At 36.8% G+C, this 14,935-nt stretch carries 13 protein-coding genes; 6 read left to right on the top strand and 7 right to left on the bottom strand.

Going from position 1 to position 14,935, the window contains the following annotated elements:
* Positions 1-79: 79 nt before the first annotated feature.
* Entirely contained in the window at positions 80-421 is a 342-nt protein-coding gene (locus tag SHI21_RS18065) for a hypothetical protein (protein ID WP_323578425.1), read from the top strand.
* A gap of 6 nt (positions 422-427) precedes the next feature.
* On the opposite strand, the gene SHI21_RS18060 is transcribed toward SHI21_RS18065, so the two are convergent.
* The gene (locus tag SHI21_RS18060; protein WP_323578423.1) at positions 428-1,090 is read right to left on the bottom strand and encodes a response regulator transcription factor; all 663 of its coding nucleotides are present in this window, start codon (positions 1,088-1,090) and stop codon (positions 428-430) included.
* 103 nt (positions 1,091-1,193) lie between these two features.
* Between SHI21_RS18060 and SHI21_RS18055 the strand changes: the two genes are divergently transcribed.
* A complete protein-coding gene (locus SHI21_RS18055) occupies positions 1,194-2,399 on the top strand; it encodes a sensor histidine kinase (protein ID WP_323578422.1) in 1,206 nt (401 codons plus the stop codon).
* A 1-nt stretch (position 2,400) separates the two neighbouring features.
* Here the strand turns inward: SHI21_RS18055 and SHI21_RS18050 are convergent, their stop codons facing one another.
* Together SHI21_RS18050 and SHI21_RS18045 are read right to left on the bottom strand one after the other, a co-directional pair.
* Positions 2,401-3,174, bottom strand: a complete 774-nt coding sequence (locus SHI21_RS18050) for a TIGR02147 family protein (protein ID WP_323578421.1) — start codon at positions 3,172-3,174, stop codon at positions 2,401-2,403.
* A 25-nt stretch (positions 3,175-3,199) separates the two neighbouring features.
* A complete protein-coding gene (locus SHI21_RS18045) occupies positions 3,200-3,565 on the bottom strand; it encodes a hypothetical protein (RefSeq protein WP_323578420.1) in 366 nt (121 codons plus the stop codon).
* A 325-nt stretch (positions 3,566-3,890) separates the two neighbouring features.
* Here SHI21_RS18045 and SHI21_RS18040 point away from each other — a divergent pair, with 325 nt between their 5' ends.
* A complete protein-coding gene (locus SHI21_RS18040; RefSeq protein ID WP_323578419.1) occupies positions 3,891-4,247 on the top strand; it encodes a hypothetical protein in 357 nt (118 codons plus the stop codon).
* Between the two features lie 195 nt (positions 4,248-4,442).
* Here SHI21_RS18040 and SHI21_RS18035 read toward each other — a convergent pair whose 3' ends face one another.
* From SHI21_RS18035 to SHI21_RS18020, 4 genes are all read right to left on the bottom strand, one after another.
* Positions 4,443-6,599 carry a DUF7844 domain-containing protein gene (locus SHI21_RS18035; protein WP_323578417.1) on the bottom strand — a complete coding sequence of 719 codons (2,157 nt, stop codon included), beginning with the start codon at positions 6,597-6,599 and terminating at the stop codon, positions 4,443-4,445.
* Positions 6,600-6,728: 129 nt separating this feature from the next.
* Positions 6,729-7,217, bottom strand: a complete 489-nt coding sequence (locus tag SHI21_RS18030) for a hypothetical protein (protein WP_323578416.1) — start codon at positions 7,215-7,217, stop codon at positions 6,729-6,731.
* Entirely contained in the window at positions 7,214-7,741 is a 528-nt protein-coding gene (locus tag SHI21_RS18025) for a D-glycero-alpha-D-manno-heptose-1,7-bisphosphate 7-phosphatase (RefSeq protein ID WP_323578415.1), read from the bottom strand. Before SHI21_RS18025 ends, SHI21_RS18030 begins: the two co-directional genes overlap by 4 nt.
* A complete protein-coding gene (locus SHI21_RS18020) occupies positions 7,734-8,771 on the bottom strand; it encodes a hypothetical protein (RefSeq protein WP_323578414.1) in 1,038 nt (345 codons plus the stop codon). The genes SHI21_RS18025 and SHI21_RS18020 overlap by 8 nt, the downstream gene beginning before the upstream one ends.
* A gap of 110 nt (positions 8,772-8,881) precedes the next feature.
* Here SHI21_RS18020 and SHI21_RS18015 point away from each other — a divergent pair, with 110 nt between their 5' ends.
* From SHI21_RS18015 to pyrF, 3 genes are read left to right on the top strand one after another with little or no spacing between them, the layout of a single operon-like run.
* A complete protein-coding gene (locus SHI21_RS18015) occupies positions 8,882-9,832 on the top strand; it encodes an aspartate/ornithine carbamoyltransferase family protein (protein ID WP_323578413.1) in 951 nt (316 codons plus the stop codon).
* Positions 9,816-14,240, top strand: a complete 4,425-nt coding sequence (carB, locus tag SHI21_RS18010) for a carbamoyl-phosphate synthase large subunit (RefSeq protein WP_323578411.1) — start codon at positions 9,816-9,818, stop codon at positions 14,238-14,240. The genes SHI21_RS18015 and carB overlap by 17 nt, the downstream gene beginning before the upstream one ends.
* Positions 14,240-14,935 (top strand): orotidine-5'-phosphate decarboxylase, encoded by a 696-nt coding sequence (gene pyrF, locus SHI21_RS18005; RefSeq protein ID WP_323578409.1) that lies wholly within the window; start codon positions 14,240-14,242, stop codon positions 14,933-14,935. The genes carB and pyrF overlap by 1 nt, the downstream gene beginning before the upstream one ends.

The following is a 14,935-nucleotide window of genomic DNA, read 5'->3' as shown; positions in this document are numbered from 1 at the left end:
TTTTTACAGGTTCTCGTCTCTTTTTGGCCCTGCTTATGCTAAAAGGCCTTTAATTAAATGCTCTTATCCTGGATTAAAGATGAATAAAATAGTTTTAACTGCTGCACTTCTAACTATAACCCATATGGCATTCGCCTTTGATGCAACTTCAGAAACGATGGCCTCAATCTCAGAAGAGATATTCTTTACAACGGCCATCACTTCAGTGGGATCTGAAGCAACAAGTTTTTCAACTTCAGATGTTCAAAAAATAGAGGCCCGAAAAATTTTAAATGAAATTCAAGAATACAATCAAACGGGATCAATCACTGTTCTTGTTGCTGAGAAAATTGCCATCATTCAATCTAAAGATAACAGTCTTTCAATTGATGAATCGGTAGATGTTTTAATTAAAACTGCAGAAATAATTTTAGCGAAATAAAAAGATCTACTCAATCGTCTTGAGCATAACCCCTTCGTTTTTAACTGATTTTATATCAATTCCTCCAAAAAGAATTTTTGGCCTTAGATTCGCAAGATGAGTGGTTAATGTTTTATTTAAAACGACAATATCATTGCCCCAGACTTTTTCAATCAAGACTTCTCGCTCAATCAATGCGTCCGGCGAATCCATTAAAACTCTAAAAATTTTAAACTCGATAAGAGTAAAATCAACTTTCTTATCAGCTATAAAAATGTCCATCGTCGAGGTATTCATTTTTATATTTTTATAAGAAATAATATTGTCCTGAATATGTTGCACTTGGTTTCTTACACGCAAAAAAATCTCTTTCGAAGTCATTTGAGTATTGAGAAAATCAACAACACCTAACTCCAAAGATGAAATTCTGGTATTGAGATCATTATCAGCGCTAAAGATAATCGTTTTTGGAAGGACTCTTCCTACCTCTTTGGACTGTCTTAGAAAATCAATTCCACTAATGACTGGCATATGAATATCTAAAATCAATAAATCAATCTTTATCGTTTCAATGAACTTTAGGGCCTTTAACACATTACTTGCAAGGCTTACGTCAAAATCAGACATAAGGATCCCTTCCAGATAAGTTAATTGGTTTTTGCTGTCATCAACGATAAGAATTCTTGGCATAAAAAATCCTGAATTAATCAGTGATATTAATTTATATTTCTACAGTTTAAAAGGTATAAATTAAGCTTAAAAAAAATTGTACATCAACAGTGATTAAAAAATTATGAATCTCATTCAAAGTGAAATTAACGACATTCTAAAAGAACGATGGATTCCACGCCCAAGCGCCCGTGACGGAATCAATAATTTAATCCTTCAGTGCTTCATACTTTCTATAGTATTTATTGTCATCTACTGGGATTTTTACCAGTTTAATCAGCTAATAACTCCTCAATACATCGCTCTAAAAGGCATGACTGTCTTCGTATATGCTGTCTCAATCGTCGCAACATACTTTAAGAAGGCCATTAATTTCTGGCCAATTTTAGACATGATCATGATGCTCGTTTATGGTTTTTACGGAATGACGATGATTCATTTCACTTACTGCTTCAGTTTTTGGGAATTATATCTATGTATTAGTATTTTTTTTAACTTCTCAAGAAAAGTGTACATCCTGCTGATGACTGCCGGAATCATCACTAACTATTACGCGATTCTCCTGGCCTCAGAGCCCGAATACATCAAAGAAGGCATGAGCTTTAAGCCAGATATGCTCGCGGCCACTTATATTGTTTTTGCTCTTTCAAGTATCATATTTTTTGTTGTCACGAAGAAAAAACAGGCGTTATACGAAATGCAGGAGAGATTTGCCAATATTGGAAGACAATCCTCTTTTGTTTTTCATGAAATCAAAAAGCCAATTAATCGCTTAATAAATTCCTCTCCAATTCAGGATCAGGATTTAAAAAGAGTAAATAACATTATTTTGAATATTGAATTAATGTTAAGTAACTCCGAAGTTTTTGCTCATAGCTTTAAGCATTTTGAAGTTAAAGGCCTTTATGAAGAATTAGAAAAAAACTTTTGTGATTTTTTTGAATTGTATAATATTCATTTTGAATACGTTAACAACAGTACAATTCCATTTTTTGCCAATGAAGATTTAATATATCAGGTTTTAAATAACTTAACAGTTAATGCTATTGAGTCTATTTCTCAATCGACAAAATACAATAAAAAATCCGAGAAAATTAAAATCACCTCACGAAATATTGGGAAAAAATTTGAAATTAGTTTTAAAAATACAGGTTCCCCCATCCCAAAAGAATTTGAAAACAAAATTTTTGCTCCATTTATTTCTTCTAAAGAAAAGCAGTCTAACTCCGGCCTAGGACTTTCATTCTGCAAAAGTATTATTGAGGGGCATTTAGGAGAAATTAAGCTAATCAACCATAAAGACGGGCCGGAATTTATCATTACTATTTAATTTATTCGTTTTCGAGCAAAGGAAAAAAGCTTATCTGCAGCTCGTAGATTTGCTCAGGCCTTAGATTGTTTTTTACAATATAGTTTCCTAGAGTCCTTCTGAATTTTTTGATTCTATCTTTGATTTCAGGTAAAAGTTTTTCATCAACCTGAATCGTAATCGTACTGTGATCGCGTTTATGAATAGAAATTGTATCTATCTTCTCTGCACTTAGCTTAAGAACTTGTTTCTGCCTCTCTCTCATAGCAATTGAAGAAAAACTATAATCCAAAATGGCCGTGAACTCATCTACTCTATAGTAATTATCCTCTTCATCTATTCCCATTAATTTATTTTCAAGGAGTCTTGTGATCGCTTGTTTAATAAGAGTCACATCTTTTATGCCAAGTCGCTTAGCAATCCATTTAGGGTCTTTATTAAAATCCTCAAGAGAGCACATGTGCAAAATAGCGTAATGGTACCAATCAGCGATTAAATTGAATTTCTCCATCTCTATGGCGCTCATGCCACGGTGTTCGACGTTACGAATATTCCCCTGAATCTTCTTAAGCTGCAGAGAACTCAACATTTGAGTCATCTGACTTGGGCCTAAGTTTAACTTGTCGCCTATAACTTTAAAAATTTTGGGAGTAACTTTTGTTTGCCCAGAAAGAATTCGAGAGAGACTGGCCGGAGAAATACCTAAATAGTTAGCATAGGCCCTCAAAGAATATTTTGGATTGTTCTCTAATTTATTACTTAATTCTTGATTTATAATTTCAACAATATCTTTCATCAGCTAATGACCCATCAAAGAATAGTTAATAAGAAGTCCTACTTCTTAACTTCGCCTTATAATTCCCAACCATCTCTGAAGTCACAGCATAATTTGTATCTGTTCGTCCTAATAACGGTAAGTATTCATGCACCGACCATTTGTCACAATCCAAATAAATAACCTGATTTTTCTTATTCGGGAAATTTATACCATCTTTAAGCGATCCATCTAAAATCAATTTTTTTGAACAGATCACTTTGGAATTTTTGATCACTCCTCCATAAGCTTCACTCCAGCCATTTTTTACTTTTTTTGAGTTCTTATTATTAGAACTGCAAACAGCGGTATTGGCCGACAAGATAAGAATTAGGAAAATAACAGATTTGTATAATTTATTTTTTAAGTTCATTTATTCTTATGATAATGCAATACAGGTAAAAGAAAATCCAAATTACACAATCTCAAGAAGTAAGTGTTGCTCTTAAATTCCATAAACACAAGTATACCTAACAATCAAAAAACTCAACGATAAGTTTTCTTAGCTTATGGCCTTTTTCTCACCTGAGAAAGTATCTTCTGCTATACTTCGCCAAGCAATTTTTCAAGCAGTACAGATTAAAAAGTAAAAGACCTTCCAAAATTATTTTATAAACAGGTCCAATAATTCAGAGGATGTGCTATCTGAATTTTTTTATTATATAAGAAACGGAATAAGACAATTTAGGAGTCCGGAAATGAAAGTTTCATCAAATGAAAATTCAGCAGCAGCAAACTCATCAACAGATGTGCTATTAACACTGGCCCCTAGAACAGAGACCTTTTTGCTATACCAAAGAAAATCAAAGGCCCTTAAACTGGTTGCTGACTGCAAACAATATATTTCGTCAAAGAATGCAACAGAAGAGCTTCAGGAGCGTATAAATGCCCTTAAAGCACAAGATAGTGCCCTTTCAACAATGGAAACTATTGTCATATTACTTGACTATGCTGAGCGAGAAACGGTTGCCGTTGCTCAATTAGAAAAAGGTGAAGTCAGTTTTTTAACGAAATCAAAAAACTTCTTCCAGACCGTTTTTAATATCTTTGAATAAACGACTTGCAAACTACTGACTCTGACAAATCAGATAATGGAAAAGCACTTACAAAGATTGTAAACTGCCCTCTCCAAAGTACCCATCACGACTCTTTCGCCACATCCAATGGCAAAGACTTTGGATCAACATTTAAGATTTGACGATGAAGTTTAGTTGAAAATAAAAATGCCCTCTTTCGAGGGCATTTTTTATTTATACAAGTTGTTTAATTAATCGGATTAATTTGGAATCAAGCATTTCGTTTGTAGTAGCTATATCTTTCCCAATAAACTCTCTCACCTTCTTTAAACTTTCGGCATCACCGTTGGCCGCATTAATCATAATTTCTCTAGTGAAATCGTCCTTAGTAAGATTTCTTAGTACCTGGTCAATATAGGCTTCTAACTTTTTTCTGTACTCAAGTCTTACAGCTAAGGAAGCTTTATTATAAACATTAATGTTTTTAGCAATTCCATCAAGTGTCGCAAATTCATTAGGCATCGTTTCTCTTAAAAACTTCTCGGCCCTTAGAAGAGATTCTGAAGCAAGATAAACTTTATCAGACAGCTCTTGCTTCGTTACCATTTCTCCTTCAAGAGGAATTCCGTAACCACTTTTTGAAAGATCTGTGAAAGATTGAGCAAATGCTGCTCCTGTTTCTTTAATCATCTCTTTTATTTTTTCATCTTTCGAGTTCATAAACATATCTGCTGCTGCTTTTCTATATTTAAGCGACAGACTTCTCAGAATTTGTTGCTCCATTACTGAGAAAGATGATGCCGTCACATAACGATCTTTTAAAAGAGTCAGCTCAGTATTTGCATCGCTTTCAGGAACTTTTGTCTTTTGAAATTGATTAAAACGCACCATTCTTTGTGCTGCCGTACTTTCATCAATAAACTTTAAAACTGCATCTTTATTCGCCTTATCACTTTTTAATTTGTAACCATAAGCTTTATTGTATGCAAGAACGATCTGATCAGTTTTTGCTTTAAACATTTCCATTTTCTTCATGTCGTTCATGTCGACAAAATTGATCGCATCTAAATCTTCCAATACACCGTTTGGAGTGACTGACGATTTAATTTCTAGTTCATTACGATTAAGAGCTGATTTTAATAAGTCATAACTTTCTACTGCACAGTTATTGTTAATGAACTTATAAGCTCCTCTATAGTTCCAATGTTCTTCTTTTACTCTAGCGATGAAATCTTCACGCTCTAGTGTTGAAAGGTTAAGCGGATAAGACATGATATCTCTTAATTCATCACGGTTATACTCATCAAGAACGTCATTGAAGTTCAAAAGGAATAGAATTGATGGGTACCCGCCAGTTAATCCTTTCCAGTAATCAAGTTTTCCATCATCAACGTTCGCTCTATAACTTACTACCATGTGAAACAATTTATCCTGAAGACATTTTGGTCCAAATGGAGTTGCTGCGATTGTTCTATTTGTGATTGGATCGAAACGCTCTGGAGCACAGATGATAATTCTAAACATTGTGTGTCCGAAACCACTCATGATTCCTTTACCAGCAGAAGCTAGAAGGTAGTCAATTCTATAAACTCTTCTCGGGTCAAGTTCTGTTGGAACATACCCAACTTGAGAAGACAGCATGATAGTGTTACTTACTTTACAGTTTCTATTTGGATATGGATCAACGCCTAATAAACGTTTGTAGTAATCAAACATTGAAGGTTTTCTACACATGAACTCCGGGTCCATTGTGAAGTATTCCATGTTAACAGCAAATGATTCAGCGATATTTACAAGTTCGTAAGCATCAGCAGATCTCATCGCCTGGATGTTCTTGCTTTTTACTTTCATTAAACCTTTTTTAAATCCCGCACGTCTGATGAATTCCATTGAGTTTGAAATTTTTCCACTGTTAAAATCGTAAGCGTGAGTTAACTCATGCACAATTGTCGCAATGGCCTGCTCATATAAAGACTTATGTTGGCAATTAATACGCTTTGAACTGTCTTTTCCTTTAGCTAGTTCAGAAAGAACCGCTGTATTGATTGTCAGGGAATTTCCCATCTGTTGGTACATACCGTAGATAAAAGGTTTCTTCTTATCTTTAGATGCATCTATTGAATCCTTAGTATGGGCATCTGTTGTCGCACACACTTCATCTGGAATCACTTTATGGTCAGATAATTTTGCAATCTTGATTTCAATATTTTTTGGAAGATTGGCCTTTAGTTTTGCTGGTAATAACTCTGCCACTTCTTCCATGGCAACTTCCATAACCTTTTTATCAGCGTCTTTAACGGCACTAGAATACTTAAGACTTAAGTCATGAGCATACGAGTTAGAACCAAACGCTAAATTGACTAAAAAGAAGCTTAAAAGCATTGCTTTCATGATTACTCCAGGATTATTGAATCATGGAAGTAATTGCATTAAGAGTGCCAAAAACGGCCTTTTGATAATCAGGGATTAGAAAGACCTTAGTGTCTAAACTTTTGACGGCCCTATTAAAGTGTCGATGAATTAGGCGAAAGCTTTAACGATATTCTGGTGGTGTTTTAAGAAGGAAAAGTACAATTGTGGGGTGATAAAATACTTCACAAACAGGGTATTTAGGAGCCCTCTTTTGTAGACGATATCTATGGATCTTTTAACGTGTGTTGATTGTCCGTCAGGAGTTAAAATCCAGTCTTCTTTGAAGGCAATAATGGGAGTCGCAAGCTTCGATTTAAATCCAATCATCTGGAAATTATCCAGATAAAGAGAGTATCTACTTCCAAAATCTAAAATCACCGTGCGAGCATCATGAGAACTTCCATCAGTATTAGAAACTGCATCAATTGTTCCGACTTTTCTCACGCTATCGCTTGAAACAACATTCTTAATTCCGGGAATAAGAAAACATCCTGTGTATAAAACCATATTTTCAGGTCTTGCTACAAAAGTAAAAAGCTCCTTTGCCTCAATGGGCAAAGTGAAATTCATAATGAATGAAGTTTCTTGGTTTTTCATAATCTCTTTTTTAATTCTTCCAACACTTCGGCATGATTTTCAAAAACCTTTACCCCCGACCCAATATCGGGGTGAGTGAGGTCGTAGTTACCACGAATTAAAAAAGTCATAGGTCTCTTGAACGATCCATCAGTTTCAAAAATATCAGTGGCCTTATCGCCTACCATAAATGATTTTTCCAGATCGATATTGTGCTTTTTTTGTGCGGACAGAAGCATTCCCGGACGAGGCTTGCGGTCGATGCTGTCCATTTCGGCACAGTAGAACCAGTCGTCTATATGCAGACCCTTTTTCGTTAAATGCTCTTCCATTTGCTTGTGAAGTAAATGAACATCTTCTCTCGTATACATCCCACGGTGAATCCCCGATTGGTTTGTAAGAATAATCACTTTATATCCGCGGTCATTGGCCATTTTAATGATTTCAAAAATCTCTTCCATCCAGACCAGGTCGTCCCATTTATAAACGTAACCCTTATCAAGATTTAATATTCCGTCGCGGTCGAGAAATAGGGCCTTATTCATCACTTGCTCCTTTCATTTTTATCGAGCAGTTGATTTTATAAGCTGCAGTCGTAAATTTATTCATTGGCTTCACTCTAATCTGGAGGACAAACTTTTTAAAAGCTATATCGAACGAACTCGCTCCAGAGTTTAGCTCTTTCACCACAATCTCAGCTGGGTCATTACTAAAAAGATCGCCATGGGCCTTAATTAAAATATCTTTTAACTGCGCATTCTGGTGGAAACAATGAACCTGAATAATATCAGGATTTCCAAATCCACAAAGTGCATGCAGAGATTGATAGAATTTTTGTGGATCGGATTTATGAAGGGCACCTAAGAACTCACGAACCTTTTGGGCCACGCGAGAATAGTTTAGGTAAACCACTTCTTTCATTTCATCAGGAAGCTCTCCTGGAAGCTCTGTATAGCTCTGACTCCAGCGTGCATCGAAACTCCCCTTAAACTCCTGATCAATCATCGTATAAAGCTTGTGGCCCATCATATGAAATGATTCATCGACTTCGAGGTTCAATTTTTTCTGAAAGACGGCCGCTTCCGGACCTAGCGTTGTAAAATACTTTTCAATGAAGCTTTTAATCCCGGCACTTTTTGTATTCGTATAACTGTGATCTTTTGTAAGTTTTAAACTGATAAAATATTTTTTAGAACTTCCGTCTTCTAATTCTTCGATCGCCACGATATCTGTTTCATTCCAGACAGAGTTATCATTAGTCGCCACCATCTTTCCGATTACCGAAAAACTGAAATGGGATTTATTTTTAAAAAGTGGATGATTTTCTAATTTTTCGGCCACACTGTTGGCCAGAATCGGAAGATTTTTAAGAAGATCTGAGTCAAATTCGCGGATCGTCTCTTCATAAAACTGTAAGCGCCCGCGAAAATCGCGAGGAAGGCTTATTAAAAAGAGGTCTTCTTTCTTAAAGCGGCGTGAAAGCGATTGTGCAACGAGGAATTCGAAGAGATTCCCCTTACATTCATTTAATAATGACTCGATTTGCAGCTGATTGTTAGGATCAATTTTTTTCATCACAAAATTCTTTTCAAACGGTTCATTCTTTATATAGACTATTACAAATCCAAAAAACGAGTACTTTTTATGCTTAAAAAATAGCATAACAAGACTTAACAAGGAAGAAAATGGCTTCATTTCCTTCATTACTTGAAAGTATCGACGATCTTTCCCTAGAACAGATCGAAGTACTTGTCTCTCGTTCCCAGCATTTCAAAAACAATCCACAGCTATCTCCTTTTAATACGACTCCCAAACCCATCATTGCCACTTCATTTTTAGAAAACTCGACTAGAACTAAACATTCTTTCGCTGTTGCTATCAGAAGATTAGGCGGGCTTTATTTAGACTTTAATGCAGAAACATCAAGTTTAAAAAAGGGCGAGAGCTTAGAAGAAACATTCCTGACTCTTTTTTACCAAGGGGTCAACCTTTGCGTTTTCAGATCGAGTGTCTCAAATCAATTAGCGCAGTTTAAAGACGCCCCTCCTATTAAGTTAGTTAATGGTGGCGACGGTGTGAATGAACACCCTTCTCAGGCCCTTTTAGACCTCTTCACGCTATTAGAATTGTCTCCCGATCTAGAAGGAAAAACCATTTCCATTATCGGCGACAATATTCACTCCCGTGTGGCCCATTCTTTAATGAAGCTTCTTCCACAATATGGAATGAAAATTATTTTAAGTGGCCCAAAAGAATTTTTACCAGACGCTTCGACCTTGCCTCCTAATGTTGAACTTTCAACAAACAGAGATGAAACCGTTAAGAGAAGCGACTTTATTTATCTTTTGAGAATTCAAAAAGAGCGTCACGCCGATTCAAATAATTCAGATGACCACTACCTTGAAACTAATGGTGTGAGTTTAGACCTATTAAAAAAATTAAATAAGCTTGTACCAGTTCTGCATCCAGGCCCTGCCAATATTGGCGTGGAACTAGACCAGGCACTGATAAAATCGTCTTTATATAAAGGCTACCTGCAAGTTGAAAATTCAATCCCTATGAGAATGGCCATTATTGAGGCCATGCTATTAAATAACGATTCAAACATTGGAAGAATTAATGGAGAGAAGTTTTAATCTCAAACTAAAAAAATCGAAGGCCTATCTTCACTTTGAGGACGGGACGTCTTTTAAAGGTTACGTGAATAGAGATGAAACTGATGCCGAACTAACAACAGGAATTTGGGGAGAGGCAGCTTTCACCACAGGAATGAGCGGTTATCAGGAAACAATGACTGACCCTTCCTTTCTCGGTCAGCATATTATCTTCACCAACGCTCACATCGGAAATTACGCTGTAGATGAGAGAATCATGCAGTCGAAAAAATCACATGCGACTTGCCTCATCGCCAGAAATTTTTCACACAACGACTTCTTAGACAATATTGATATCCCACTTTTTTCAGGTGCGGATACAAGAAAGCTGGTTCGTTACTTAACCAGTAAAAAATCATCATCACATAAATCTGTTCTAACATTTAGTGCGACAACTCCGAATAAAGAAGCTTTCAATAAAGCTCGTCTTCTAACAGATGATCTTCCACTAGTTTCTCAAAAAGATGCCATCGTTCATATCCCGGGTGAAAACCCAATCGTTCTTATGAACTACGGGATTAAAGAAGCGATCATCACTCAGTTAATGGATCTAAAAGTTCCACTAGTGAGTCTTCCCCACAATGCCACTGTCGATACAATTAAAAAATATAATCCAAGACTGATTTTCTTATCGAATGGTCCTGGAGATCCAAGAAACTTCACGCAAGAAATTGCCGTTGTAAAAGATATTTTAACTCTGAACATTCCAGTTCGCGCGATCTGCTTAGGTCACCAGCTGATTGCTTTAGCTTTAGGAATAAAAATCCTAAAACTTCCTTTTGGACAACGTGGTGCCAACCATCCGGTTATCGACCATATCACTAATAAAATTGTGATCACGTCTCAAAACCATGGTTATGCGATTGATACAGAATCATTTCACCAAATGCGTGTAGAGAACTCTCTTAAAAAAGAGCTTTTCGTTCAACACACATCTTTATTCGATGACTCGATTGAAGGGATCGCAAGTTCTGATCACTTTTTAAAATCAGTGCAGTTTCACCCTGAAGCAAATCCAGGGCCTCATGATGCTCATGAATTCTTTCTGGAAGTGCGTGAGTTTTTAAAATCAAAGAGTCATGCTCCAATTGATACAAAAAAACTTTTCCCATTCAATAAACTTTCAAACCGTCTTAAGAAAGAAACTCCTTATAAGAGAATCCTTCTGATCGGCTCAGGCCCAATTAAAATTGGTCAGGCCTCTGAGTTCGACTACTCTGGAACTCAAGCACTAAAATCTCTTAAGGAAGAAGGAATTGATGTTGTCCTGCTGAATTCAAACCCAGCGACAATTATGACTGACCCTGAAATGTGTACGCGCACTTATATTGAGCCCATCACTAAAGAGACCATTAAAAAAATCATCATTAAAGAAAAAGTCGATGCCGTTTTATCAACAATGGGTGGGCAGACTGCACTTAACCTTTGTGTTGAACTAGAAGAAGAGAACTTCTTAAAAGAACACAACGTAGCTCTACTTGGAGCAAACGTTGATACAATTAAAAAGACTGAAGACCGTGCTCTTTTTGCAAAAGAACTAGATAAGCTTGGATACCAGACAGGCAAACGTTTTACAGCTAATAGCGAAGCTGAAGCTCTAAAAATGGCCACAGATCTTGTAGAATTCCCTCTTATCATCAGACGCGATTTCGCTCTTGGTGGAAAAGGTGCGGCCCTTGTTTATAATACAAAAGAATTAAAAGAAGTTTTTACTTCAGATATCAAATTTCCGGTAACAATGGAGAAATCCCTTGTTGGCCAAAAAGAGATTGAACTTGAAGTCATGGTCGACTGTGAACGTAACGGTGTCATCATCTGTTCGATTGAAAACGTCGATCCTTGTGGTGTGCATACGGGAGATTCAATTACGGTTGCTCCAGCAATGACGATCAGTGATCGTTGTATGCAACAGCTTCGTACAATGACTCTGACAATTGCCAAACATATGGGAGTTGTCGCTGGTGGAGCAAATGTTCAGTTCGCCATCAATCCAGACAATGAAGATGACATTACTGTTATTGAAATGAACCCACGTGTTTCAAGATCGTCTGCCCTTGCTTCAAAAGCAACCGGCTACCCGATTGCGAAAATCTCAGCTCTTCTTTCTATTGGATACACTCTTTCAGAAATTTTAAACGATATTACGAAAGCATCTCCCGTAGCATTCGAGCCAACACTGGACTACGTTGCTTTAAAAATTCCAATATTCCCTTTCAATAAATTCCCAAGTTCTTCTCAAACTCTTGGACCTCAGATGAGATCAGTTGGAGAAGTTTTAGCTCTTGGTGGAAGTTTTAATGAAGCTTTCTTAAAAGCACTACGCGCTCTGGAAATGGGACTTGAAGTTCCATCATTATCACAATTAAAAAATGCACCGGTTGAATTAAACCGCGAGTATCTGGTAAAGAGACTAAGCACGGCCAATGAACTCTCTCTGCTAACAGTTCTTGAAGCTCTTCGCTTCGGAATGACAAAACAAGAGATCTTCGACATTACAAAAATCACTCACTGGTTTATCGACCAGATGATTTTACTAGTTGAAGCTGAAAAGAAATTAAAACACGACGTTGCTACTTCTCATGCTCATAAAGACATGAACATGGAGCGCGAAGAATTTGTTGATTACAAAAAACTTGGATTCTCTGATAAGCATCTAGCTTTCATGATGAACAGATCTCAAAAAGAAATTTTAGAGTACCGCTTCAAGCACAACATCTTCCCAGTTTATAAAGCCGTTGATACTTGCTCGGGAGAATTCCCAGTTGAAACTCCTTACTTCTACTCTACTTATGCGGAAGAAAACGAAGCTGAATCTCTTTCTCTAAAAGGGAAATCAGTAGCGATTTTAGGATCAGGCCCAAATAGAATCGGCCAGGGAATTGAGTTCGACTACTCTTGTGTAAAATCTTGCGAGAGACTAAAAGAAAAAGGTATTCAGTCCATCATGATCAATTCAAACCCTGAAACGGTTTCAACTGACTATGATAGCTCGAACAGACTTTATTTATCGCCACTATACTCTGAAGATTTATTCGATATCTTAATTAACGAAAAACCTTTTGGTGTTATCGCTTCTTTCTCAGGTCAAACAGGGATTCAATTAAGAGAGCATCTAGAAAGAAGTTTCCGTCAGGACTTCTTCAAAATTAATTTCCTTGGACCTACTTGGAATGTTTTAGAGTTAACTGAAGATAGAAAACTCTTCAGCGAGATCACAAGAAAAACTCAATTATCTCAAACTCAAGCAAGAGAAGTTTCAGGTCACAAAGAATTAGTGAATGCCATGGTTGATATCGGCTTTCCTGTTATCATCAGACCAAGTTATGTTATCGGTGGTGAATCGATGTACATTTTCTACGGACACGATGACTTAAACCAATTGCCACAAGCTTTTAAAGATCAGCTGCAAAACTCAAATACAGTTTTCCAGGTTGAAAACTATCTTGAAAACGCAATTGAATACGATGTGGATTTAGTCCGCGATCAATTTGGAAACTTCTGTTTTACGGTTTGTGAGCATATCGAATTTGCCGGAGTCCACTCAGGTGACTCGGGAATGATCACTCCTCCTGTTGTTTTAACTCAGAAAAATTTTAATGAGCTAAAATCTATTTCATTTGCTCTAGCTAATGAATTGGGAATCGTGGGACCGATTAACTTCCAGTACGCGATCAAAGACGGAAAAATTTATTGTATCGAAGCTAATCCAAGAGGATCGAGAACTCTTCCGTTCTTAAGTAAGGCCTATAATATTTCTCTTCCAAAGATTGCCACAGATGCGATGCTTGGAGATAAGATCGATGCCCTTGAGCAACCAATTACCGGTTACTTCTCGGTAAAACAATCGACTTTCCCATTCGACAGATTCATTCAGGACAATATTTTACTCGGGCCTAAAATGAGATCGACTGGTGAGACGATGGGAATTGACCGCGATAAAGAAGCGGCCATTTTAAAATCTTATCAAGGGAACTACCCGAATATTTCAAAGAAAGGAAAAATCCTTTTAAGTCTTGCAGACCAAACGAAAGAAATGATTCTTCCATACTTGAAGTCCCTTCATAGAATTGGGTTTAAGTTTATCGCGACATCTGGAACTTGTGACTATATTAAAAAACAAGGGATTCCTTGTGAACTGGTTAACAAACTTGATGAAGAAGGGTTAACGATTCTTGAGGCCTTAAAAGATGAAAATATGAAAATGGTTTTCAATACTCCACAAAACCAAGGGCAGTCGCAAAATGATGGAGAGCATATTAGAAACTCTGCTATCCAATACGCGATCCCATGTTTTACTCGCCCTGAGAATATCAAGGCCGTGGTTGAAGCATTGATTGGAACGAACGATATGGAAATCATCCCTCTTGCACTACAGGAAATGAAACACTAATGAGCTTAGATAGAATTATTGTGGCCCTTGATCAAATGTCTATTGAAGAGATTGATGTCTTTTTAAAACAAAAAGATAACACTCTCCCATTTGTAAAAATTGGATTAGAGCTCTTTGTAAAACATGGGCCGGAATTAGTTCATCGTATTCACAATGATTATAAGAAAAAGATTTTTCTGGATTTAAAGCTTCATGATATTCCGGTGACGGTGGCTAAGGCGATTTCTTCTTTGAAGGGATTGCCGATAGATTTTTTAACTGTTCACTTGAGTGGTGGTGAGGCGATGTTGAAAGCAGCTGTCGCGGAAGCAAGAGTGAGCATTCCTGATTGTAAATTATTAGGAGTGAGTTTTTTAACGAGCCTTGAAACAACAGACTTAGAAGATCTATTTGGAATTGAAGATACTGATGAAGCTTTCTTGAGATTGTTTAAAGTGGCCTCAATTTCTGGGATTGATGGAGTTGTCTCTTCTCCGCTGGAAGTTTCGCTACTGAAAAAGCATTTTCCGAATTTGCTTTCAGTTACACCAGGAATTCGTTTTAGAGATGAGATTGATTCGAATGTAGTCCAAGATCAAAAAAGAGTGATGGATCCTGAGCAGGCGTTTGATGAAGGTTCAGACTATTTGGTCATGGGACGCTCGCTCACTAAAACAGATCGTTTTAGTGAACGAATAAAATCACTTCAAGAATAA

Source organism: Bacteriovorax sp. PP10, from assembly GCF_035013165.1.
Classification (GTDB): Bacteria; Bdellovibrionota; Bacteriovoracia; order Bacteriovoracales; family Bacteriovoracaceae; genus Bacteriovorax; species Bacteriovorax antarcticus.
This window is presented reverse-complemented; position numbering and strand designations above follow the sequence as displayed.